This window comes from Serratia sp. M24T3, from assembly GCF_000257645.1.
GTDB lineage: Bacteria > Pseudomonadota > Gammaproteobacteria > Enterobacterales > Enterobacteriaceae > Rouxiella.
The window spans coordinates 70,708-93,115 of record NZ_AJHJ01000007.1 but is presented as its reverse complement, the minus strand read 5'-3'; the positions used below and the strand labels follow the sequence as shown (position 1 = coordinate 93,115).

Genomic DNA, 22,408 nt, shown 5'->3' with positions numbered 1-22,408 from the left:
GGATTAAACTTCTAGCATACTAATGTTAAAAAAAACGGGCTCTATCCCAAAAAGATAGAACCCGAATTAATTAATACCCGCGCGTAAACTCTCGTGTTATCGACGATAGGTTTAAGAATATTATTAACCGATAGTCATCAGGCTGGCATTGCCTCCGGCAGCCGCGGTATTAACGCTTAATGAACGTTCGATAAGCAGGCGCTCGAGCAGAATAGCCGTTTCGCCACGGGCAAAACCTTGCACCGAAACAATCGGGCCAGAGCGTTTTGCCATCGTCTGACACAGGTCACGCAGCTGGTCGGCATCGCCGTGATAAATCACCGCGTCAAATTCCAGACTGCTGGTCTGCCAGTCGGCGGCAAAATCGATGCGCTCCTGTACTGCTTTCGGCAAGCGCTTGAACAGCTCTCGCTGGGCGGCAGATTCCGGCCACAGCACGCGACAGCCGGTAGAGGTTGCCGCAGCCAGCTGAATCAAGGCGTCATGCGCGTTATCTGCCAGCGCCAATACGCGTTCACGCGGCAGCAGGGCATAAGTGTTGCGCTCGCCCGTTGGGCCAGGCAAGGTACGCAGCGTGCCACCCTGGCTCCATTCGGCGTATTGTTGACAAACTCCGGCAATATCCTGGTCTTCTTTAATTGCCCACTCGGTCAGTGCGTTGTGTGGCGTCAGTAAAGCTTCACGAACGCTGGCATCCAACGGCATCGGATTATGGCTGCCATTAAGCAGGGCATTGACTGCCTGATCCGGACGACTGGCCAGCAGGCGATAGAGATACAGCGGCCCTCCGGCTTTCGGACCCGTTCCTGACAGGCCTTCACCGCCAAACGGCTGAACGCCAACCACGGCACCGACCATGTTACGGTTCACGTACAGGTTACCGACCTTGGCACGTGAGGTAACGCGTTGAATGGTCTCGTCGATACGGGTGTGGATACCCAGTGTCAGGCCGTAACCGGCTTCGTTGATCTGATCGATTAACGCGTCAAGATTCTGGCGGTTATAGCGCACAACGTGCAGCACCGGGCCAAAGATCTCTTTCTTCATCTCGTCAAAGCTGTCCAGCTCGATAAGCGTGGGTTTGATAAAAGTGCCGCGCAACCACTCTTTACTGTCATTGGCATTGTGCTGAGCAGCCTGGTAAACCTTGCGACCCTTGGCGCGCAGTGCTTCGATATGGTTCTCGATATTCGCTTTCGCTTCGGCATCGATAACCGGACCGATATCGGTCGACAGACGTTCCGGGTTACCCATGCGGCACTCGGCCATTGCACCGCGCAGCATCTGCAACGTATGTTCAGCAACGTCGTCTTGTATGCACAACACTCGCAGCGCCGAGCAACGCTGGCCCGCACTGTCAAACGCCGAGGCTACCACGTCGGTAACCACCTGTTCAGTCAGCGCCGATGAGTCGACGATCATCGCGTTAAGACCGCCGGTTTCGGCAATCAGCGGCGTAGGACGACCCTGCGCATCAAGGCGACCGGCAATATTACGCTGCAAGATACCCGCGACATCTGTCGAACCCGTAAACAGTACGCCATGTACGCGCTCGTCATTGACCAAGCGCGCACCCACGGTTTCACCGCGACCCGGCAACAGCTGCAATACGCCCGCAGGCACGCCCGCTTCCAGCAGAATACGAACGGCTTTGGCAGCCACTAATGGAGTCTGCTCGGCAGGTTTTGCCAGCACGCTGTTGCCTGCGGCCAGTGCAGCAGCAATCTGACCCGTGAAAATGGCCAGCGGGAAGTTCCATGGACTAATACAGACCACCGGCCCCAGCGGGCGATGACTGTCGTTGCTGAAATCGGTTTCAATTTGACCGGCATAATAGTGCAGGAAGTCTACCGCCTCGCGCACTTCGGCGATGGCGTTATTAAAGGTCTTACCGGCTTCGCGTACCAGCACGCCAAGCAGGTTTTGCATCTGCGATTCCATTAATTCGCCCGCACGTTGCAAGATTGCAGCACGCTCTTCGGGAGGAGTCGCAAACCAGATAGCTCCGGCGTGAGTGGCGCAGTCCAGAGCAACGCTGATTTCAGCTTCGCTGGTTTCACGGACCTGACCGACAATATCGGCAGGCTCTGCCGGGTTTATCACGTTTTCGAACACACCCTCAACGGCTTCGGCCAGCTTTTCAGCCAGCATTGGCTCTGCACGCAGCGGCTGTGCGGCGGTCATTAGCAGTGCGCTGGAAAGTGAGGCCAGGCGATGTTCGTTAGACATATCGATACCGGCGGAGTTGGCGCGTTTGGCGCCATACAGATTGCGCGGCAGGGCGATTCGCGGATGCGGCAACCCAACCTGACCCTCCTCGGCGGCCAGTTGTTCAACCGCTTTAACCGGGTCGGCAACCAACTCGTCCAGCGGCAGGGTAGCGTCGGCAATGCGGTTAACAAAGGAGGTGTTGGCACCGTTTTCCAACAAACGACGCACCAGATACGCCAGCAATGTCTCGTGAGTACCCACCGGCGCATAAATACGGCAAGGGCGGTTCAGTTTGCCTTCAGCTACTTTACCAACAACTTGTTCGTAAAGAGGTTCACCCATGCCGTGCAGGCACTGGAACTCATACTGACCTGGATAATAGTTATTACCGGCCAGCTGATAAATTGCCGCTAAAGTGTGGGCGTTGTGGGTCGCAAACTGCGGATAAATCAGGTTCGGCACCGCCAGCAGTTTGCGGGCGCAGGCCAGATAAGAGACGTCGGTATAGACCTTGCGAGTATAGACCGGGTAATCCTCCAGACCTTCCACCTGAGCGCGTTTGATTTCGCTGTCCCAGTAAGCGCCTTTCACCAGGCGGATCATCAGGCGGCGACGGCTGCGCTGTGCCAGCTCGGTCAGATAGTCGATCACCATCGGGCAACGTTTTTGGTAAGCCTGAATCACGAAGCCAATGCCGTTCCAACCAGCCAGTTCCGGCTCAAAACACAGTTTTTCCAGCAGATCGAGGGAAATTTCCAGACGATCGGCCTCTTCAGCATCAATATTGATCCCGATATCGTACTGGCGCGCTTGCAGGGTGAGGGACAACAGGCGTGGGTAAAGTTCTTCCATTACACGGTCGTACTGGGCGCGGCTATAGCGCGGGTGCAGGGCGGAAAGTTTGATTGAAATTCCCGGCCCTTCATAAATACCACGGCCGTTGGACGCCTTGCCAATGGCATGGATAGCCTGCTGATAAGACACCAGATAAGCCTGAGCATCTTTTTCAGTCAAAGCCGCTTCGCCCAGCATGTCGTAGGAGTAGCGGAAGCCTTTGTCTTCGTGCTTGCGGGCATTGGCCAGCGCCTGCGCGATAGTCTCACCGGTTACAAATTGCTCGCCCATCAGGCGCATTGCCATGTCTACGCCCTTGCGGATCAGCGGTTCGCCGCCCTTACCGATCACACGGCTCAACGAGCTGGAGAGCTTGGCTTCATTGTGGGTCGATACCAGACGGCCGGTAAACAGCAGACCCCAGGTCGCAGCGTTGACAAACAGAGAAGGGCTGCGGCCTAAATGTGACTGCCAGTTACCGTTGCTGATTTTGTCGCGGATTAACGCGTCGCGAGTTGGTTTGTCAGGAATACGCAACAGCGCTTCCGCCAGGCACATCAACGCCACACCTTCTTGTGAAGAAAGCGAGAACTCTTGCAGCAGGCTTTGCACCATTCCAGCGCGGCCATTTGCACCTTTCTGGTGCCTTAGTGCGTTGGCAAGGTCGTAGGCCAGCTTGTGAGCAGCGCTGTCGGCAGGGGCGCTAAGGCGTGCCTGCTCCAGCAGCATGGCCACAGATTCTGGCTCTGGTCGGCGATAGGCCGCCGTGATAGCTGCGCGGCTTACTGACTGTGGGTGGATATGCTCGGCAAAGTCCAAAAACGGCTGATGTTCTACGACTAATGGCAGCGCCGCGTCTTCGTTGTCCGCGCCATTGTTAGCGGCTATCTCACCCAGACCAGCCCCCGTTTCCAGCTGCTCCAGATAGGAATAGATAGCCTGTTTGATTAGCCAGTGCGGCGTGCGATCAATGCCTTGTGCGGCGATTTTAATTCTGTCACGTGTTGCTTCATCGAGCTTCACGCCCATCGTTGTTGTTGCCATTCCCAAGAACTCCATTAGTCAGTAGAACCTTTTATATTTTCGATACTATCTGCGATGTTGCAACTTTGTGCAACCTAGTTGAATGCAGGAAATGTGCCGACTTTAAAATTAGTGATCTAATTAACATTTTAATAACGGCATGGATATTGCTTAATCAATTCGTTGGTTGCACTAGGTGTAACTTTGTTGGAGGTGGTAGGCAAAAAAGATGCAACCCGGCGTCACAACTTTTGAATGAAAGAGTTGGCAGGATGTATACAAGACGTTAAAAGTCTTGGCCTATAACAAATGCTCCACTAGTATCCCCAGGCCGGAATCAGCGTGGGGACGCAAAAGGGAACAGGCGCTCGAAGATTTGCACGGCAACCCAAAAAATGCGGACAGGGTAACTTTGCGTTTTAAGGTGATATCAAATAATTAAAGCTACATACATGGAGAACTTGCATGACGATGAACACACCAATGTTGGTGACATTTTGTGTCTATATCTTTGGCATGATTTTAATAGGGCTGATCGCCTATTTGCGCACGAAAAACTTTGACGATTACATCCTCGGAGGCCGCAGCCTGGGCAGCGTAGTGACTGCGCTTTCAGCAGGGGCTTCGGACATGAGCGGCTGGTTGCTGATGGGCTTGCCGGGTGCCATTTTCGCCTCCGGGATTTCAGAGGGCTGGATTGCCGTCGGCCTGATAGTCGGTGCCTATTTCAACTGGAAACTGGTCGCCGGACGCCTGCGCGTGCATACCGAGGCGAATAACAATGCGCTAACGTTACCAGACTACTTCACTCATCGTTTTGAAGACAAAAGCAAACTGCTGCGAATCATTTCGGCGGTGGTTATCCTTATCTTCTTCACCATTTACTGTGCTTCCGGCGTGGTGGCGGGTGCCCGCCTGTTTGAAAGCACCTTTGGACTGAGCTATGACACTGCGCTGTGGGCCGGTGCTGCAGCAACCATTCTCTATACCTTTATCGGCGGGTTCCTGGCGATTAGCTGGACCGATACCGTTCAGGCTTCGTTGATGATTTTTGCGCTAATCCTTACTCCGGTTATCGTTATTCTGGCCGTGGGTGGCGTACATACCTCAATGATGGTGATTCATGCCAAAAATCCTGAATACACCGATGTGTTCAAAAATCTGGACTTTGTGGCGATTATTTCTCTGTTGGGCTGGGGCCTGGGTTACTTTGGGCAACCACACATCCTGGCGCGCTTTATGGCGGCCGATTCCCATCACACCATCAAGAATGCTCGTCGTATCAGCATGACCTGGATGATCCTTTGCCTGGTTGGCACCATGGCGGTGGGCTTCTTCGGTATTGCCTATTTCTCTTCCAATCCTGGCGAAGCCGGCAACGTGAGCCAGAACAGCGAGCGCGTATTTATCGAGTTGGCCAAGATTCTGTTTAATCCATGGATTGCGGGTATTCTGCTTTCAGCCATTCTTGCCGCAGTCATGAGTACGCTGAGCTGCCAGCTGTTGGTCTGTTCAAGCGCACTTACAGAAGATTTTTACAAAGCTTTCCTGCGCAAAGGGGCAAGCCAGAAAGAATTGGTATGGGTTGGTCGTTTGATGGTGCTGTTGATTGCCGTGATTGCCGTTGCTTTGGCTGCTAATCCAAATAACAAAGTACTGGGTCTGGTGAGCTATGCATGGGCAGGATTTGGTGCGGCATTTGGTCCTGTTATCCTGATTTCACTGATCTGGTCGCGTATGACCCGCAATGGTGCGCTGGCTGGTATGATCGTTGGCGCAGTTACCGTGCTGGTGTGGAAACAGTTTGCCTGGTTTAATCTGTATGAAATCATCCCTGGATTTGCATTCGCAGCGATCGCCATTGTGGTGGTAAGCCTGATGGGCCGCAAACCTTCGGCATCGATTGAAAAACGTTTCAATGAAGCTGAAGCGGTTTACCGTACCGTTTAAGCAAATTTAAAACACTGTAAAAATTGCCTCCTCCGCCGTGGAGGAGGCAAGTTAGTTAACGTTCAATCCTTTCGTGCCAGTACTTGGTAAATTCCTCTTCACCGTTCAGACTCACAACCATATCGCCACTGACGATAAAATGGGTCAAATCGCTGCGCATTTCCAGGGTGATTTCTGCCTCGATCCACCATCCTTCACGGCCCATCTTCATGGTTTGTGTCAGTAAATAGCGCGCCGATAGCGGATCTGCATTGGTGATCGTCAGCTCGCGTCGCAGATTGTGGTCAACCGTGGTGTCAATGTCATCAAAGCGATAAACCCCTTCGCCAAATACGCCGCCGACGCCGTTGGTGACTGAAGTCCAGCTGTCTTGCAGGAAGTCATAGTCCAGCGTGCGGTCAACGCGGCCTGCCGAAAGCACCGTTTGCGGAGTCGGTGCCGCCGTTTGCGGATGCGGATTCGGCCCGTCGATTGCCAAAGGTTGCGCACAAACCGGCAGCGACAATTTCGCCGTTTGCAGATCCAGCGTCAGTGTAGCCGCCTCGGCCATCGGCCATACCATTGGCCAGTAGGTGGTAGCGAGGGAAATACGCAGGCGGTGGCCGCTGGCAAAACGGTGCGCAATGCCATCGAGCTGCACGTTAACTTGCACTTTTTCACCGGCAACCAGCGGCACGGATTTATGCTGGCCCTGCAGATGACTGAGGTTCATCCAGCCGTGAGTGACGCGATTCACTGCGCCATCAGGGGCGACGTCTGACAGGCGCACGTAAAGCATGGCGGCCGGTTTGTCGGAGCTTAGCTCAACGCTGAATTCGGTAAATCCAAAGATTGAAAGCGGCTCGGCCAGCGGGGCGCTATCAAAGATTTCTGCCTGCCCGTCGTCTACCCGTTGATCTGGCGGTGTCTCGCCCAGCACGCCCGCGCCCATCCATTCACCGGCCATCAGCCCGTGACTTTGTGGCGAACAAATCGACATTTGAGCCGGCTCTGTGGCGGATTGTTGATTAAGCTGCCCGCGGGAAAGCCACCAGTTTTCGGCGCTGACATTACTGGCAGTACCGGCGTCAAAACCAACCCATTGACCTTTACTGGTTGGGCGTTGAGCCGACGGTGGCTGGCTGTCCTGCAACCAGGCCTGGATCATCGGCCCTTCAAGCACATCATTTTCTTGCTCTTTCAGCCAATGATCCCACCAGCGCAGCGCTTCCTGCAGGAAACCGATCGCCGGTTCCGGCGTGCCGTCCTGAGGATAAATATGTGCCCACGGGCCGATAATCGCCCGGCGCGGCACGTTGAGGTTGTCCATCAGGCGGAATATTGCGTTGCTGTAAGAGTCGGCCCAGCCGCCAATAGCCATGACCGGGCACTGGATGGCTGACCAGTCTTCGCATACCGATCCGTGTTGCCAGTAGCGGTCGCGCAGCGGATGCTCCATCCACAGCGCCGGAAAGAACGGCATGTTTTCCAGCCTGTGCAACCACTCGTTGTACCAGCCGTCGCCGACCAGCGCCGGATCGGCCGGGCGGCTCTGATAGGCCAGCATAATGCCGCCCCACCACAGATTGTCGTTGAGCAGGCAGCCACCTTTATAGTGGATGTCGTCGTTGTAGCGGTCGTCGGTCGAGCAGACAGTGATAATCGCTTTCAACGCATCAGGGCGACGGGCGGCAACTTGCAGCGAGTTAAAACCGCCCCAGGATTTGCCCATCATGCCAACTTTGCCGCTGCACCAAGGCTGAGAGGCGATCCAGTCGATCACTTCCAGCGCGTCGTCTTGTTCGAGCTGCAAGTATTCGTCGGCCAGCAGGCCATCCGATTCACCGCTGCCGCGCATATCCACCCGCACCACAGCATAGCCGTGACCGGAAAAATAGCCGTGCATCGGCTCATCGCGAGTCCGCGTGCCGTCGCGTTTGCGATAGGGGATGTATTCGAGGATCGCAGGCACCGGCTGCTGCGCGGCGCTGTCGGGTAACCACAAACGCACCGCGAGGCGAGTGCCGTCGCTGAGTTTCAACCACAGGTGTTCTATTTGCGTCACGCTGTGTGGGAAGTCGGTAATTATCTGTTTCATACTGCTCCGGTATACTGTTTTCCGTATCTTAGGCGACGTTTTTTGTCGTCACCTGACGTAAATCGAGGACTTCGTCCAGCCAGCCCGTGCGCAACTCCGGCACCGACGTCAGCAGCTTCTCGGTGTATTCATGCATCGGCGGGCTGAAGACTTTGTGAGTATCACCGCTGGCAACAATATTACCGCGATACATCACCGTAACCTGGTGGGCGATGCGCTTCACCGTGCCGAGATCGTGAGTGATAAACAGGTAAGAAAGGCCAAGCTGAGACTGCAACTTGCGCAGTAGATTCAATACTTCTTCAGCAACCAGCGGGTCCAGCGCCGAAGTGGCTTCGTCGCAGATGATCAAATCTGGATTGGCCGCCAGCGCCCGTGCAATACAAACCCGCTGCTTTTGTCCGCCGGATAGCTCGCCCGGATAGCGGTCAATCAGTTTGAGAGGTAATTCGGTAACCTTCAGCAACTCCTCGACTCGCGCTCTGACCTGGCGTTTATTCAGCCCGAAATAAAAGGCGACTGGCCGGCCAATAATTTCCAGAATAGTCTGCCGAGGATTCAGCGCAACGTCAGGTAACTGGTAGATCATCTGTATGCGGCGCAGCGTCTCTTTATTTCTCTGCGCATACTTATGTGACAGGGTCACGCCATCAAAGGTCACTTTTCCGGCAGTGTCGGCAAGAAGCCCAACCAAGGCTCGAGCCAGAGTACTCTTGCCGCTGCCGGACTCGCCAATGACCGCCAGCGTTTTACCACGCGCAAGTGAAAGATTGATATTCTCGACCACAGTTTTACCATTGTAACCGGTGCTGAGCTGTTCAATGGTCAACAGCGGCGCAGCGGATTCGGTAACCGTTTTCGCGACCTCTCCGGTCATACCGTGAACCCGCTCAGACACCAGTCGCTGGGTATATTCCTGCTGCGGCTGGTGCAAAATCGCCTCAGTGGTGCCGGTTTCGACTTCGCTGCCGTGACGTAGCACCATGATTCTATCGGCCAGCTGAGCGACCACTGCCAAGTCATGGGTGATATACAGCGCGGCAGTGTTGAATTCGCGCACCAGTTTTCGCAGCATGACCAAGACTTCAATTTGCGTGGTGACGTCCAGTGCGGTGGTGGGTTCGTCCATCACCAGCAAGTCGGGCTTGCATGACATCGCCATCGCCGCCATTGCCCGTTGCAACTGCCCGCCGGACAGCTGATGCGGATAGCGTTGGCCAATATTTTCCGGATCCGGCAGGTCTAGCGCGCGAAACAGGGTGATTGCCCATGCGCGGCTTTCTTGTTTGTTCATCAGGCCGTGGCGAATCGGACCTTCACAAACCTGGCGTTCAATGGTCAGCGCCGGATTAAATGCCGCCGCAGCACTCTGCGCCACGTAGGCCACCCGACGACCACGCCATTTTCTCTTTTCGTCCGAGGACAGAGCCAGCAGATTAGTGCCGTTGAGCCACACTTCACCGCTGCTGATGCGGCAGCCTTGACGCGCATAGCCCAGCGCCGCCAGTCCAATAGTCGATTTCCCGGCTCCAGATTCGCCAATCAGCCCCAGAACTTCACCGGGCGCAAGCTGTAGTGACACCGATTTAACCAGCGGCGAGCCATCGAGGGTATCGACGCACAGGCCGCGAATGTCGAGAGTTTTAGTGGTCATACCTGATCTCCATGTGGCAGGCTGTTACGGGCCAGCAGCCAGTCAACGACCAGATTGACGCCAATCGTCAGCAGGGCAATCGCCGCCGCAGGATAAAGAGGCGCAAATTGTCCAAAGTTAATCGCCTGTGCATTGTCGCGCACCATGCTGCCCCAGTCGGCATACGGCGGTTGAATGCCCAGCCCCAGAAAGCTCAGGCCAGCGATAAATAGGAAGGTAAAGCAAAAACGCATACCAAATTCGGCCAGCAGCGGAGGAATGGCGTTGGGCAGGATTTCTTTCCTTAATACCCAAACCAGGCCTTCACCGCGCAGGCGAGCGGCCTCGACATACTCCTGACAAACGATCGCCTGCGCCACCAGACGCGCCAGACGAAATACGCGGGTGGCATCGAGCAGGGCGATAGTCATTACCAGCACCGGCACCGAGGTGCCCATCACCGATAACACCATCAGCGCGAAAATCAGCACCGGAATCGACATCACTGTATCCACAATGCGCGACAGGATTACGTCAACCCATTTGCCATAAATCGCCGCCGCAAAGCCAGTGATGATGCCGATAATAAAGGCGCTGAAAGTGATTACCAGGGCGATGGAAATCGTGGTACGCGCGCCATACAAAATCCGCGACAGCATATCGCGCCCAAGACTGTCGGTACCCAATGGCGTATGCATAGAAGGCAGCAGCCAGATATCGCCGACCTGCTCGGTTTCCGTGTGGGGAGCCAGCCAGGGAGCAAAGAGTGCGCCAATCAGGTTGATAGCGATAATGACAATGCCTATCCAGGCAGAAATCGGTATGGCGCTAAAAGAAAGTTTTTTATTCATGAATTAGCCGTTCCTTTCAACATTAGCGGGCGTGGCGCAGGCGCGGGTTACACCAGATGGCCAGCAGGTCGGCGGTGGTATTGAGCAGGATGTAAGTGCCACCAAACAGCAATCCACAGGCCTGTACCACGGGTAAGTCACGCTTGGTTACCGCATCTACCATGTACTGGCCAATGCCCGGATAAACAAACACCACTTCCACCAAAATCACCCCTACCACCAGATACGCCAGGTTGAACGCCACGACGTTGATAATCGGTGCCAATGCGTTGGGTAACGCATGTTGAACCACGATTCGCCAGCGCGACACGCCTTTCAACACGGCGCTCTCGATGTACGGACTGGACATTACCGCCGTTACCGAGGCGCGGGTCATGCGCAACATGTGCGCCAGCACCACTAAAGTCAGCGTCAGCATGGGCAGGGTACAAACGTATAACCGCTGTAAGAAGGTGGTGCTCGGGTCAACCATCGCCAGACTCGGGAACCAGGTCAGGCGAATGGCAAACAGGATCACCAGCACGTAGCCGACAAAAAACTCTGGCACCGAAATACTCAGCAAAGTGAGGGTGTTGGCAATGCGGTCAAAGATTGAATCGCGCCAGATAGCTGCCGCAATACCAAGTCCGACCGCCAGGGGAATCGCCACAAGCGCGGCATAGGCAGCCAGGAACAGTGTATTACCCAGACGCGGCAGCAGTTCGTCGCCAATCGGCTGACCGTTGGCCAGAGAATGCCCTAAATCACCGTGCATCAGTGACCAAAGCCAGTGCAGATAACGCAGCACGGGTGCCTGATCCAGCCCTAACTGTTGGCGTAATGCCGCCACATTGTCTGGCGTGGCGCTTTGACCGAGGATAGCAGTGGCAACATCGCCCGGTAGCATCTCGGTGCCAATAAAAATCAGCACCGACACCAACCACAGTGTGATAATTCCCAGCAGTACGCGATAAAAAATACGTTGGGTCATTACGCCTCCAGCCAGACGCGCTCAGCCAGTCGCCCACCCATAAAGTTAAACATTGGATGAGGCAAGAAGCCGCCGACTTTTTTGTTGCTGGCGTCGAGATAGTCGCCAAATAGCGGGATCATCGCGCCGCCGTCGTCACGGACAATGCTTTGCAGTTCACCGTAAATCTCGGCGCGTTTGCTCTCATCGAGCAATGAGCGGGCCTGAACCAGCAAGGTATCGAACTTTTCATTTTTCCAATGCGTATCGTTCCATTTCGCTGTGGATTGATAAGCGGTGGAAAACATCTGGTCGGCAGTAGGGCGGCCACCCCAGTAACCCATGCTAAAGGGTGCCTTCATCCAGACATCTTCCCAGTAGCTGTCGGCTGGCTGGCGTTTGATACTAATTTGTACGCCACCTTGTTGTGCTTCCTGCTGGTAAAGCGCAGCCGCATCCAATGCACCGGCAAAGGCGGCATCTGAGGAAGACAGTTCCAGTTTTAGCTCAGTAAGACCGGCTTTTTTCAGGTAGAACTTTGACTTGTCCGGATCAAATGTCCGTTGCTCAAGCTGATGGTTGAAGAAGCGATCGGTTTTTGGGATCGGATGGTCGTTGCCCAGTTGGCCGTAGCCGCGCAGCACTGTGTCGAGGATCTTCTGACGATCGATACCTTCTTTAATCGCCATACGAATATTATTGTCGTTGAAAGGGGCGACACTGCAGTCCATCAGGAAGGTAAAGTGCTGGCCGCCGGATGAGCGAATAATGTTGAGCATCGGGCTGCGTTTAAGGAAATCGACGGTTTTGAAATCAATGCGATTAATCGCATGAACCTGACCCGAAATCAGCGCATTGGTGCGCGCGGTCGGGTCATTAATCACCAACACTTCGACGGCATCTACGAAAGCGCGGTCCGGCTTCCAGTAGTTCGGATTACGTTTGAAATAGGAGCGCACGCCCGGCTGATATTGGTCGAAGATAAAGCCGCCAGTGCCAATCGGATGCAACCAGTCGGTGAAGCCCTCCGGTACCACCAGTAAATGATAATCGGCCATCAAATAAGGCAGGTCGGCATTGCCGCTTGCAAGGGTAACCAGAACCTGATTATCACCCTGCTTTTTAATGTCAGTAATGGAAGCAAGCTGGGTCTTGATTGCGCTGGTCGATTTATCGCCACGATGCAGGTTAATCGAGTAAATAATATCTTCAACCGCCAGCTTCTTGCCATTATGGAATGTCACGCCGTCTCTGACAGTAAATAGCCATTCGGTTGCACCGGGTTTTGCCTCCCAGGCTGAGAAAAGTTCTGGCACAGCTTTATTATTTTCATCAATTTCAATCAGGCCATTCATCAACATATATGCCTGATTCATTGGAACCCAATCACTAAGTATCAACGGACTCATGGTATCACTGGTGCTTCCGCCAGACATGCCAAGTTTTAATACGCCGCCCTTTTTAGGTGCAGCAAATGCATTTAATGGTGCAAAACCATAGGCGGTGGTAATTCCCACGGCGGCAGCGCTGGTAATAAAGCCACGACGGCTAATTTGAGCATTATGAATTAATTGGGACAGGTGCTTATCAGTCATTATCATCTCCCGGTTAAGTAAGCGGCATAGTCAATTTTATTATCTGCCTGAATGAGTTATATCAAAGTCGATACGAAATCATGTATGAGAATTTATCATGAGAGTATGCGAAAAATGCGCAGCAAGACAGCCTAAAAAGATTTAATTTGCCAGCAATGAATGGCAAGAAAAACGGAGTAGGGCATGGAATTGCACACGGCAGTCGGCTTAATTGGGGTGTTTTGCTATCTATTGGCTTATGCGCTGGTTCAAATGCGTAAACTAGCGGTTGATGCTGATCTTTATGCTTATCTTAATATAATCGGTGGCGTGTTCGGACTGTATTCTTTAAGCCATGACTTTAATTTGGCTTCATGCATCTCACAGTCAATGTGGCTAATATTTACCTTGATTGGCATGAAATCGGCGAGAAAACGTCGGTTTATCGCTAAAACCAAGCTACCTCCTGCAGATCTTAATTAAATTAAGAGTATAAGCAAGCCGATGCTTATTATTAAATTGTGAGTTAAGTCGAAGAAATAATAATTATTTAAAAGGTCAAATACCCCATGAAATTGTCTATGCGCGTTGTTTTATACTTTATTGCCCATTAATGACCGTGTTGAGCAATAATTAAACAGCGTGACGGCTGATATTTATCTTTATTCCGCATTTTGTTTTAGCCACTCGCTCACTTTACGGATAACCGGCCGCAGATATCTATCCTGCGGCACCAGCAGATAACATTTTCCGGCAGCGGCCAATTTCCCCTGATGCGCTGCAACCAGTTGCCCTGAGTTAATATAGTCCTGCACCAGCCCCTCCCAGCCTAATAATATTCCGTCACCCTGCACCGCGGCTTGAACCAGAAAAGGATAGTTATTAGCCCGCCAGGTCAGCCTTGGCGCAAAGTGATTGACCCCCTGTGAATTAAACCAATCGCGCCATCCGGTCCACTCTCGCTGCGGGTCATCCTGAATCAGTAGCCGTTGGTTAAGCATTTCTTCAGCCGTTAACGTTGCGGGCAAGCTTTTGGCAAAGGCAGGCGAACACATCGGATAGCAAATTTCATCAAACAGCGGCTGGGCGTGGAATCCTTCCGGTGCTTCGCGCAGATAGAAAATAGCCAAATCAAATTCTGACGTTTTCAGTGCGGAAAAGCTGTCGGAAATTTTCAGGCGAATTTGTAAATCAGGCAGCATTTGCCGCAACGCTGAAAGCCGCGATGACAGCCACAGCGAACCCATGGCACTGGTACAGGCGAGTGTCACCTGCGGAAGCCCGCTCCAGCCCATCACCTCGGCGGTGGAGTGTGAAATCTCTGCCAGAGATTTACGAACGTCAGCAGCAAAGGCTTCCCCACGCGGCGTTAAAGTGACTTGCCGCTGCGTGCGGGTAAACAGTTTGCAACCCAGCATCTCTTCGAGTTGCAGTATCTGCCTGCTGATTGCGCTTTGCGTTAGGTTTAGCTCGTCCGCCGCGCGGGAAAAACTGCAATAGCGCGCCACGCATTCGAAAGAGACCAGGGTATTTAACGGCGGTAAAGGTTCTATCTGCACGCTGATTTCTCTGAAAAATTTAGTGCGCTCAGCATAGCGCAGTGTTTGATAAAAACGATACAGGTTAAGCGAATCGTTAGAGTATATGGCTGCTTGAGTCTGCTATAAAAAAACAAACTTTTTGCGATGGAAAAGCTATGCCATTGACTAATAGCATTATTTCAAATGAAGCCGCCAGAGTAAATATTGAGCGTAATGAAGGCGATAACGAGTTTGTAGCAGCTTCACGGGCCTTTATTGCGCGATTGGGCAACGTTTACCTATCACCCGCTTCATTAGTGGTGACCGCGCCTGTCACGGCTTGTTTATGGCGAGTCGGAGATCGCGCTTTTCAGCTAAGCGCTGCTTTTATCCGCCAGGCACAGAGGCAATATGAAAACTATCGATTGAGCGAGTACCCTGCTTTACACGATCCGATTATCGGCTGCATTAATCATGCGTTAAAGGAACAAGGAAAATCGCTGCCGACATTGCAACTTCTGGGGCCAGCCTCAGTTTTTTATGCTCTTTATCCCGTGGTCGCGCGATTTTTTAAGCATCAAATCCCCGAAGCTGATTTAAAGCCGCTAACGCAAAGTTTGGCTACCTATTTAGCAGGTGCCTGTGAGGTTTCATTTGAACAGCTTGAGCCTCATTTCGAGAGGAGTTCATTAGCCTGGCAGAGCCAGCCAATAGATGCGGACGTCATTCTGGAAAATGACGCCGGACAGCTGGCAGAGTTTAATAATCCGATTCCTTTTGGACTGCCCGGAACGCGACCTTTATATAGTACCGCCAGCCATGACTCTCTTTATCATATTGCAGCGGATTCCTCTGCAATATTTATTGGCGATGACATCCATACGCCAATGGCTTTTTGTCTACCGCAAACAGTTAATAACGCCACGCAGGATGTCTCTATTCGGCCTGTTCAGGCCTTAGATGTGCATGTTGATGTTATTCCAGGTCAAACTACTTACGCGCTGAGTACACATAAAACTGCACTTAACGTCAGCACCCATCGCGACGCGCCGCCTGCATTGGCTTTGCCCAATATTAGTTTTAAAGACCCTCTGATATTTCCGATGGCTGCATCGACGGTATTAGCTGTCAAAACGGCTCCTTGGTCTACGGCTCAAAGCCGACAAAGCAGAGGCGTGGTGCAGGATGGGGCCCTCGCCTTGATGTATAAGGATAAAAACACACCCTTGGCAGAAAACCCTCTTCCAAGGTTAAAAAGCAGGCTGACAATTCCGTCTTCAGTCACGGTGGAGGAGCAGTTACACAGGATGAATATTCTTGATATTGATGGGTTACTGCAGCCACTCTTTGCCCCGTCAGGCAGCACGGTAGACTGTTTAAGCTGTTTGCCAACCCCCGCGGCACCGGTAAAGGCTGGCAGTATGACTGAAATGTTCGAAAAGGCATTCAGGTGGGCAGAAAGCCTGTCATTTCAGGATACGCAACAGGTAATTGACCGCTATATGGCGGGAAAACGTTATTTATTCAGCGTGTTAACTTCAGGGAAGTCCTCAAGTTTAGGCAATATTATAGCCGCCTGTGAATGGCTCTCAAGCCAACACCCGCTCAACCAAACTTTGAGTATTTCGACCCGAGAGGCTGAAACTTTCCTTACTGGATTGTTCGCCGATTCGCCTTTTGATCATAACGAAGAGCTAAAGATTGCCCTAATCGCCTCTTCTACCGGTGAGGCCATATTAGCTAAGTTATTAATGAAACAGTTAGACCACTTTCTTCCGGCTAGCGCTCAGCTGATAGCCACCAGTAATCAGCATTTAAGGATGTTGATGAATCAAACTCAGCCTGTGACTTATGGTCGTTTAGAGGGATATTTCAAGACCTTGCAGGATTCATTTATATCCAGACTGGCCGCGTCGTTTAAAGGGCCGATTGGCATTTTACCAGATTTATTGACGGCGCAAAAAATTCTTAGAATTGCCTATTGGCATAAATGCCAAATTGAATTTGATTACCCTTTTATGTTATTGCGACATCGGCAGGACCTTGAGGAGGATATTTGTCTTTCAGACCAGGGGTTACTGCTGAATATGGGTGTCAGGAGAGTGATTGATAGAGAAAAAATTGCGACAATCAGCCGTAGGGATTTTATCGCTTTAGGGCAGGATCTGTTATTAAATAACTCACCCGAAACATTGGTTATAGATTTTTCACCATTAGATGCATTATTTACTCAGTTATCAGTTAAAGAACCTCGCGGCATTATCTATGCGGCAAATCAATTCAAACGGCTGGGCGTGTTGCTTATCCAGTTTAGCGAAGCAAAAAGAAACCTTGCTACTGCCTTGGCAGATGCAGCGGGTCATGATGAAGGCAGTGCTCTGGCTTTTCAAAACTTTCGGCATTTAAAACAGCAGCTTTACGCATTGGCGCTGGAAAGTATACCCGAAGAAGATAAAGGCTTATTTCTACTGAATTTACAAAGAATGAAGGGTGTCGACCTGCAGTTTATTCGCTTGTCAGATACTTATCGCAGTGCTGCGGATGCCCGCCCCTATATTGGTTTTATATTATCTTCGGCAGGAAATGCCTACAATGCTTCACCTGATTTATATAAGAGGAATTACTTTTTTTCACTCATGCCGGTACAAAGTGATACTACAAAGCCTTTGTTCTTTAAACTTGAAGATCTCTTGCCTGATGAAATTACCGCTCGAGAGGACTATATAAATACTGAGGGTAAAGAGGCTTTTATCGCTCGATTAAGCGAAAGTATGCTGCAGGACTCTTCCCGTTATTATCTACATGTGAAAAGCGAGGGCCAGTTGCATGTAGCGTTACCATCGACTAATTGGCCACAGGTTGCCAATACGCTGGCAGGGGTTATTATCAGCAGACAATTTTCCACCATAACGGCCCCGCGATTGGGGATAAAAAGCACCACGGTTTCACATAGCGAAGCAAGCAGCGGGCGTGTATATACGTGGTTTAGGCATCTGATTAAACAGATTATTTATCTGACACCGTTAGGCAGCTGCAAAGATGCAGTTGATGATATTGTACAGGCGCATATTGCACCGCTGCTTCTGGATGGCGCTTTTTGCCTTTACGCTTTTGCGCCTGCGGGGAGTGAAGAGGAGCAGGGGATTAAAAGTGTCGCCAATATAATAAAAAACACACTCAAAAAATCGCTTAAAGAAGATATTATTGCCGATGAAGGTAAGCCGGTGCTTGCAAATTTGGATCATAGCATTAAAGAGGTTGAAGCACTTATTGAACCCAATTCCTATGCTTTACATCCAGTGAGCTATCATCGCACGGCCAATGCCAAATTGACTTCATTATTAACCTTGCCGGCTTGCTTTCAGGCAATCCCTGTCAAGCAATTACCTCATGACTATCAACCTGCTAGCGCCTGGCGAGATCCGCTGCATGATGTGCTGTATTTTACCTTTACCTTGCATACCGGTGAAAAGGTCGCCTATCGATTTGATGAACACAATCAATTATTACTGCCAAATACGGCCCCTTCATTAATGATGTTTACTGAGCATCAGCACCCTATTGTTGATCCCAAATTACTTAAAGAAACTCTGAACACGGGTAATACGCAACAGTTGAGAATGGAAATTTATCAACATGGAAGAATGCAACAGCTTGAAAATTATGCGGTAAAAAACAGAAATGAAATTCCTCAACATTATTCGGTTATTGCGGACAGCAGTGAAGGAGAAACACGTTACTATCCTGGAATAAAACAAGAAGGGTCGGATAGCCTGTATTTGCTGGTGCCGGAAAATCTCGCGGATGATCAGCAACTGGTTATCGACCTAAGAAATGGCAGAATGCATTATTGGCGCGATAACGTAATCTGTTTCAAGCCAGGTTTTAAGATAGACCCTCTTGCAGGAACAGAGGATGCTTATAATAATTTACTGAATTCACTGACTAATATTCCGGCAGGATGGACGCTGGATAACCTTTGGATTGAACAAGGCTCGGGCAATCGTTTGGTTGCTTCATGGCGAGATACTGAGGGAAACTGGCACTACCGTCACCCAGACAAACAGGGCAAATGGTTACCCTGGAGCAGCAGGAACCGTGGAATTTTTTGCCAACACCTGACGCGGCCCAAAAGGAATGATATTCCCAACCAATCCTTAAGCACCGAATTTTTCTCACCAGAACATTGCGGGTACCTCAACGTTCCAAGAATTACCAGCCCAGAAAAGGCGGCTGCATTAAATGCCCTGATAGTAAAATTTAATAGCTTAGGCAATCCGGTGATGCTGGAAAAAATTGATTGTGCAGATTTAGCCCGCAAAGTAATTGATGAATTTTCGGTTGTTTTAGAGACAGTTCCCCAATCGGTACGCAATTTTATAACCCATCTTCGTGATTGGAACATTGATGTAAGGGAGTTCAACGATTTAGAAACAGTGACTAACAAACTGTCTGATTATTCCTTCGCATTGAATAGCTCTCACATATTACCTGAAGCTGATAAACTACTCAGAAATAGATTTATACGCAGGGTTTTAAGTTTAATTCAATCTTATCGAGAGCTCAAAGAAAAGGTTATTGAAAGTAAAAGGCTTAAAGAGGAATTTCGCGTCACTAAAACAGATTACTACAAAACTTATATCGTGAGAAACCTAAAGGCTAATAATTGGCTTAACAGACTGTTTACTCGCGCCCAAGGATTGGGGAAAGTGACAGGAGATTACATAATAAAAGCCGAGACGCCAGAGAAAATAAGGAAAAACTATGGTTTTTTATTTGAAGGGATAACAGGCGCAATAACAAGGCTTCAAGCAATGAGCAGTGAAATTTCTGCGCGGCTTGCCGATCCTGCCTCAACACAGTTCCTGGCCGATAATTTGAAGCAATTCTTTAACGCCACCTTTACTCCTTTGCAGGTCAAGGATTTCAGTTCAAATCTGGCAATTTTCCTGGATAAGATCAGTGATTTTAGTATTGATGACGTGGTAGTTGTCGCTGATAGGTTGGCCGAGGGGAAATTAGGTTCAGGCTGTTTCGAAACTCCGATTGAGAAACTGATTTATGGGGATGGAGCTTACAGCTTTGTTTATAATAGCGGCAAAGATAAGAGAATCTATTTGCTTGATTATTTATCTAATCAAGAATTTATCGAATACTCTTTGGCTCACGAGCTTGGTCATTTAGCCTTTAATGACATCGATTTCGCATTCCAGGAAGAGATTTATCTTAAGTCTGATACTATTCTCAAGAATTTTAATCTTTCAGGCGCTGCCAAATTTGCAAAGCATTTAATGTCAGATAAAATGTTTTTCCTCGAATATATTGCCAAACACACTAATTTTGCGACCGCCTTCTATTATCATTTCTATGCCCATTCACGAAACAGTAAACACAAAAGCGCTTTGCGTAACTATTATTCACTGTTTCTTGATCGCAAAAGTATGGGGTCAATTTATCAAAACGATCTGGTTTTAAGAAAAAGAGAAATGGTGCCACTGGTTGATTACTTATTTTCCCAACCCAACATTCAACTCAATATTGCTTACTATAACCCCGATCTCTTTTGCGGGCTATTTAATTCAATTTTTGAAAGTACTCAAGCACTGCCAGGGGATGAGATTGCAATTCGCAGGCGTCGGGATACAACAGGAAGTGAATTGAAAAATGAGGGCATTCATTTTATGTCGCTGCTATTTTCAGCACTTTATCAACAACATCTTCTGCATTCTGATGTAGCCCTGGCCGTAGAATAGTTGTTATTAATTGCTTCAAGTTGCAAGAAGATAATACCAATGGGCAGAATCAATGAAAATACGCAAGAATTGACATAAACAGAGATTAAATAAACTGAATATTATTAGATTGTTACTGGTCTGAAAAAATCACTTGCGCCAAAATCGCTGTACAAACTTGTCTCGTAAATGTGCTCGGTGGAGAGTGAGTAACTTATGACCGTTAATCAATCACGCAGAAAATTGCTGATCTTTGGAATGGGCATGACATTAGCATCGCCAAAGATATTTGCTGCACAAAAAATGTCGCTGCTGGATTTTAAATCTAACAGCGACAGCTTACATATTACGCTGCCTGCCAATGATCCCCACGCGCGAGTATTTACTCTGCAACATCCCGATCGAGTGGTTATTGATGTATCGATGACGGCTTTTCCCAGTTCGCTGACCCATGCACTGGTAGTGGTTAAACAAAAGTTTCAGTGGATCGCCAGTGCTAAAATTGCGCATTTCACGCCACAAACCGCTCGTGTAGTTTTTGAGCTGAACCAGGCTGCGCAAATAAGCCACCAAAACACTAATGGCTTAAAACAATTTAATATTACCGTGGCTCATGGGGCAGTGGCTGCTCCTGCGGTGACTGAGGCGGATTCACACCAAGAAACGCCATTAGTGGTAAAAAAATTAGCTGAAAAACCGTTGCTGGTGATGATTGATCCTGGCCACGGAGGTAAAGACCCAGGCGCAATTGGCGGCAAAGGCACCTATGAAAAACACGTAGTATTAGATATTGCCAAGAATTTGCAGCGGCAGCTACATAGGGAATATAAAATACATGCGGTGTTAACGCGCCAGGATGATGTATTTATTCCGCTTTACCATCGGGTTAATTTGGCTCATCAGCATGAGGCCGATCTATTTGTTTCTATTCACGCCGATGGTTTTACCAACGATCAGGTGTCGGGAGCCTCGGTGTTTGCGCTTTCTGAACACGGCGCTGGCAGTGCAATGGCGCGCTATCTTTCGCAAAGCGAAAACAGTGTCGACGCCATCTATGACAATGATGTACAAACTAATGATGCTTATCTGAAACAAACGCTGTTTGACCTCGATCAGACTGAAACCATCAATCGCAGCCTGGATTTTGGCAAACATTTAGCCACTAATATTGCAACCGTTCATCACATGCACAACCAGCATATCGAGCAGGCGGGCTTTGTGGTGCTTAAATCGCCGCGTATTCCTTCAGTGCTGGTCGAGACCTCGTTTATTACTAATCATCAGGAAGAAAAACTGCTGCAAACCCCTGGCTTTCAGCTAAAAATGGCTAAAGCATTAGCGAGCGGTATCCATGGTTATTTAATCGAAGAACGTAAAGAGAATTTGATCGCCTAGATCGATCCTGGCGATCGTCGAAAGTTGCTTGTATAAAAAGCGTTCAATAGCTTTCTGAAAACTATCCGGAAAATTGCCGGATAGTTCGATCAAAAAAAGGATCCTTGATCCTATTGACTCCCGCAAATATTTTTTTTACATTCGAGATAGACCGCTAGCGAAGTTTCCAGATATCGTTATACTGAAATTAACTAGCAGCAACTGCGGGGATAGCGAATGGTAAAGTCCATGTTTGGGCTAGGCTGTAAAAATAACGCTTCATCATTCTCCACTCGTTGTCCTGATTTATCAGCAGGCGAGGGTCAGACCTCCGACTCTCTTTTATCTACCGATGTTAGTTTTAAATTTTTCTCACTTTCCAAGACTTCTCAGCGACCACGTTCTTTAACTGACCTAAAACTCTCACTGAATGAACCCAACTCCTCCATTGGTTTTTTTACTGGCTTATTGACTGTCATGGTCAGTGGTTTGTCGATATCGACAATGCCTCCTCGTGAAAATAAATGGAGAAACAGGTTATTTGATAACCCTGGGACTTTATTTACCTCTTCACGTTATTCATTGGCTCAACTTGGTCTAAAAGGAGACCAAACCTAATCTGTATGTGAAACATAATCGTGCGGGCCTCGGGCCTATAGCGTTAAGTGAAACAAACTGTA

The 22,408-nt window shown here is 49.9% G+C and carries 12 protein-coding genes; 5 read left to right on the top strand and 7 right to left on the bottom strand.

All coding sequences use genetic code 11. The annotated features are described in order from the left end of the window. Positions 1–123: 123 nt before the first annotated feature. A complete protein-coding gene (putA, locus tag SPM24T3_RS08195; RefSeq protein WP_009636267.1) occupies positions 124–4,089 on the bottom strand; it encodes a trifunctional transcriptional regulator/proline dehydrogenase/L-glutamate gamma-semialdehyde dehydrogenase in 3,966 nt (1,321 codons plus the stop codon). Positions 4,090–4,533: 444 nt separating this feature from the next. On the opposite strand from putA, the gene putP reads away from it, so the two are divergent. Then, the gene (gene putP / locus SPM24T3_RS08190; RefSeq protein WP_009636266.1) at positions 4,534–6,018 is read left to right on the top strand and encodes a sodium/proline symporter PutP; all 1,485 of its coding nucleotides are present in this window, start codon (positions 4,534–4,536) and stop codon (positions 6,016–6,018) included. A 55-nt stretch (positions 6,019–6,073) separates the two neighbouring features. On the opposite strand, the gene SPM24T3_RS08185 is transcribed toward putP, so the two are convergent. The 5 genes from SPM24T3_RS08185 to SPM24T3_RS08165 are packed head-to-tail and all read right to left on the bottom strand — an operon-like array spanning position 6,074 to position 13,123. Beyond that, complete coding sequence (locus SPM24T3_RS08185) at positions 6,074–8,095, bottom strand: CocE/NonD family hydrolase (RefSeq protein WP_009636265.1); 2,022 nt, start codon at positions 8,093–8,095, stop codon at positions 6,074–6,076. Between the two features lie 28 nt (positions 8,096–8,123). Continuing rightward, positions 8,124–9,749 (bottom strand): ABC transporter ATP-binding protein, encoded by a 1,626-nt coding sequence (locus SPM24T3_RS08180; protein WP_009636264.1) that lies wholly within the window; start codon positions 9,747–9,749, stop codon positions 8,124–8,126. Beyond that, positions 9,746–10,579 (bottom strand): ABC transporter permease, encoded by an 834-nt coding sequence (locus SPM24T3_RS08175; RefSeq protein ID WP_009636263.1) that lies wholly within the window; start codon positions 10,577–10,579, stop codon positions 9,746–9,748. Before SPM24T3_RS08175 ends, SPM24T3_RS08180 begins: the two co-directional genes overlap by 4 nt. Before the next feature lie 22 nt (positions 10,580–10,601). After that, positions 10,602–11,549, bottom strand: coding sequence for an ABC transporter permease (locus tag SPM24T3_RS08170; protein ID WP_009636262.1), 948 nt, complete (start codon positions 11,547–11,549; stop codon positions 10,602–10,604). Next, the gene (locus SPM24T3_RS08165; RefSeq protein ID WP_009636261.1) at positions 11,549–13,123 is read right to left on the bottom strand and encodes an ABC transporter substrate-binding protein; all 1,575 of its coding nucleotides are present in this window, start codon (positions 13,121–13,123) and stop codon (positions 11,549–11,551) included. The genes SPM24T3_RS08170 and SPM24T3_RS08165 overlap by 1 nt, the downstream gene beginning before the upstream one ends. A gap of 183 nt (positions 13,124–13,306) precedes the next feature. Here SPM24T3_RS08165 and SPM24T3_RS08160 point away from each other — a divergent pair, with 183 nt between their 5' ends. Continuing rightward, positions 13,307–13,585, top strand: coding sequence for a hypothetical protein (locus SPM24T3_RS08160; protein WP_009636260.1), 279 nt, complete (start codon positions 13,307–13,309; stop codon positions 13,583–13,585). Positions 13,586–13,764: 179 nt separating this feature from the next. On the opposite strand, the gene SPM24T3_RS08155 is transcribed toward SPM24T3_RS08160, so the two are convergent. Continuing rightward, on the bottom strand, positions 13,765–14,661 hold the full coding sequence (locus SPM24T3_RS08155; RefSeq protein ID WP_009636259.1) for a LysR substrate-binding domain-containing protein: 897 nt from the start codon (positions 14,659–14,661) through the stop codon (positions 13,765–13,767). Between the two features lie 137 nt (positions 14,662–14,798). On the opposite strand from SPM24T3_RS08155, the gene SPM24T3_RS08150 reads away from it, so the two are divergent. The 3 genes from SPM24T3_RS08150 to SPM24T3_RS24600 all read left to right on the top strand — a co-directional run bounded on the left by SPM24T3_RS08150 (position 14,799) and on the right by SPM24T3_RS24600 (position 22,346). Then, positions 14,799–20,375 (top strand): hypothetical protein, encoded by a 5,577-nt coding sequence (locus SPM24T3_RS08150; protein WP_009636258.1) that lies wholly within the window; start codon positions 14,799–14,801, stop codon positions 20,373–20,375. Between the two features lie 243 nt (positions 20,376–20,618). Then, on the top strand, positions 20,619–21,749 hold the full coding sequence (locus SPM24T3_RS08145; RefSeq protein WP_237713011.1) for an N-acetylmuramoyl-L-alanine amidase: 1,131 nt from the start codon (positions 20,619–20,621) through the stop codon (positions 21,747–21,749). Between the two features lie 216 nt (positions 21,750–21,965). Beyond that, positions 21,966–22,346, top strand: a complete 381-nt coding sequence (locus tag SPM24T3_RS24600) for a hypothetical protein (protein WP_071988418.1) — start codon at positions 21,966–21,968, stop codon at positions 22,344–22,346. Positions 22,347–22,408 lie beyond the last annotated feature (62 nt).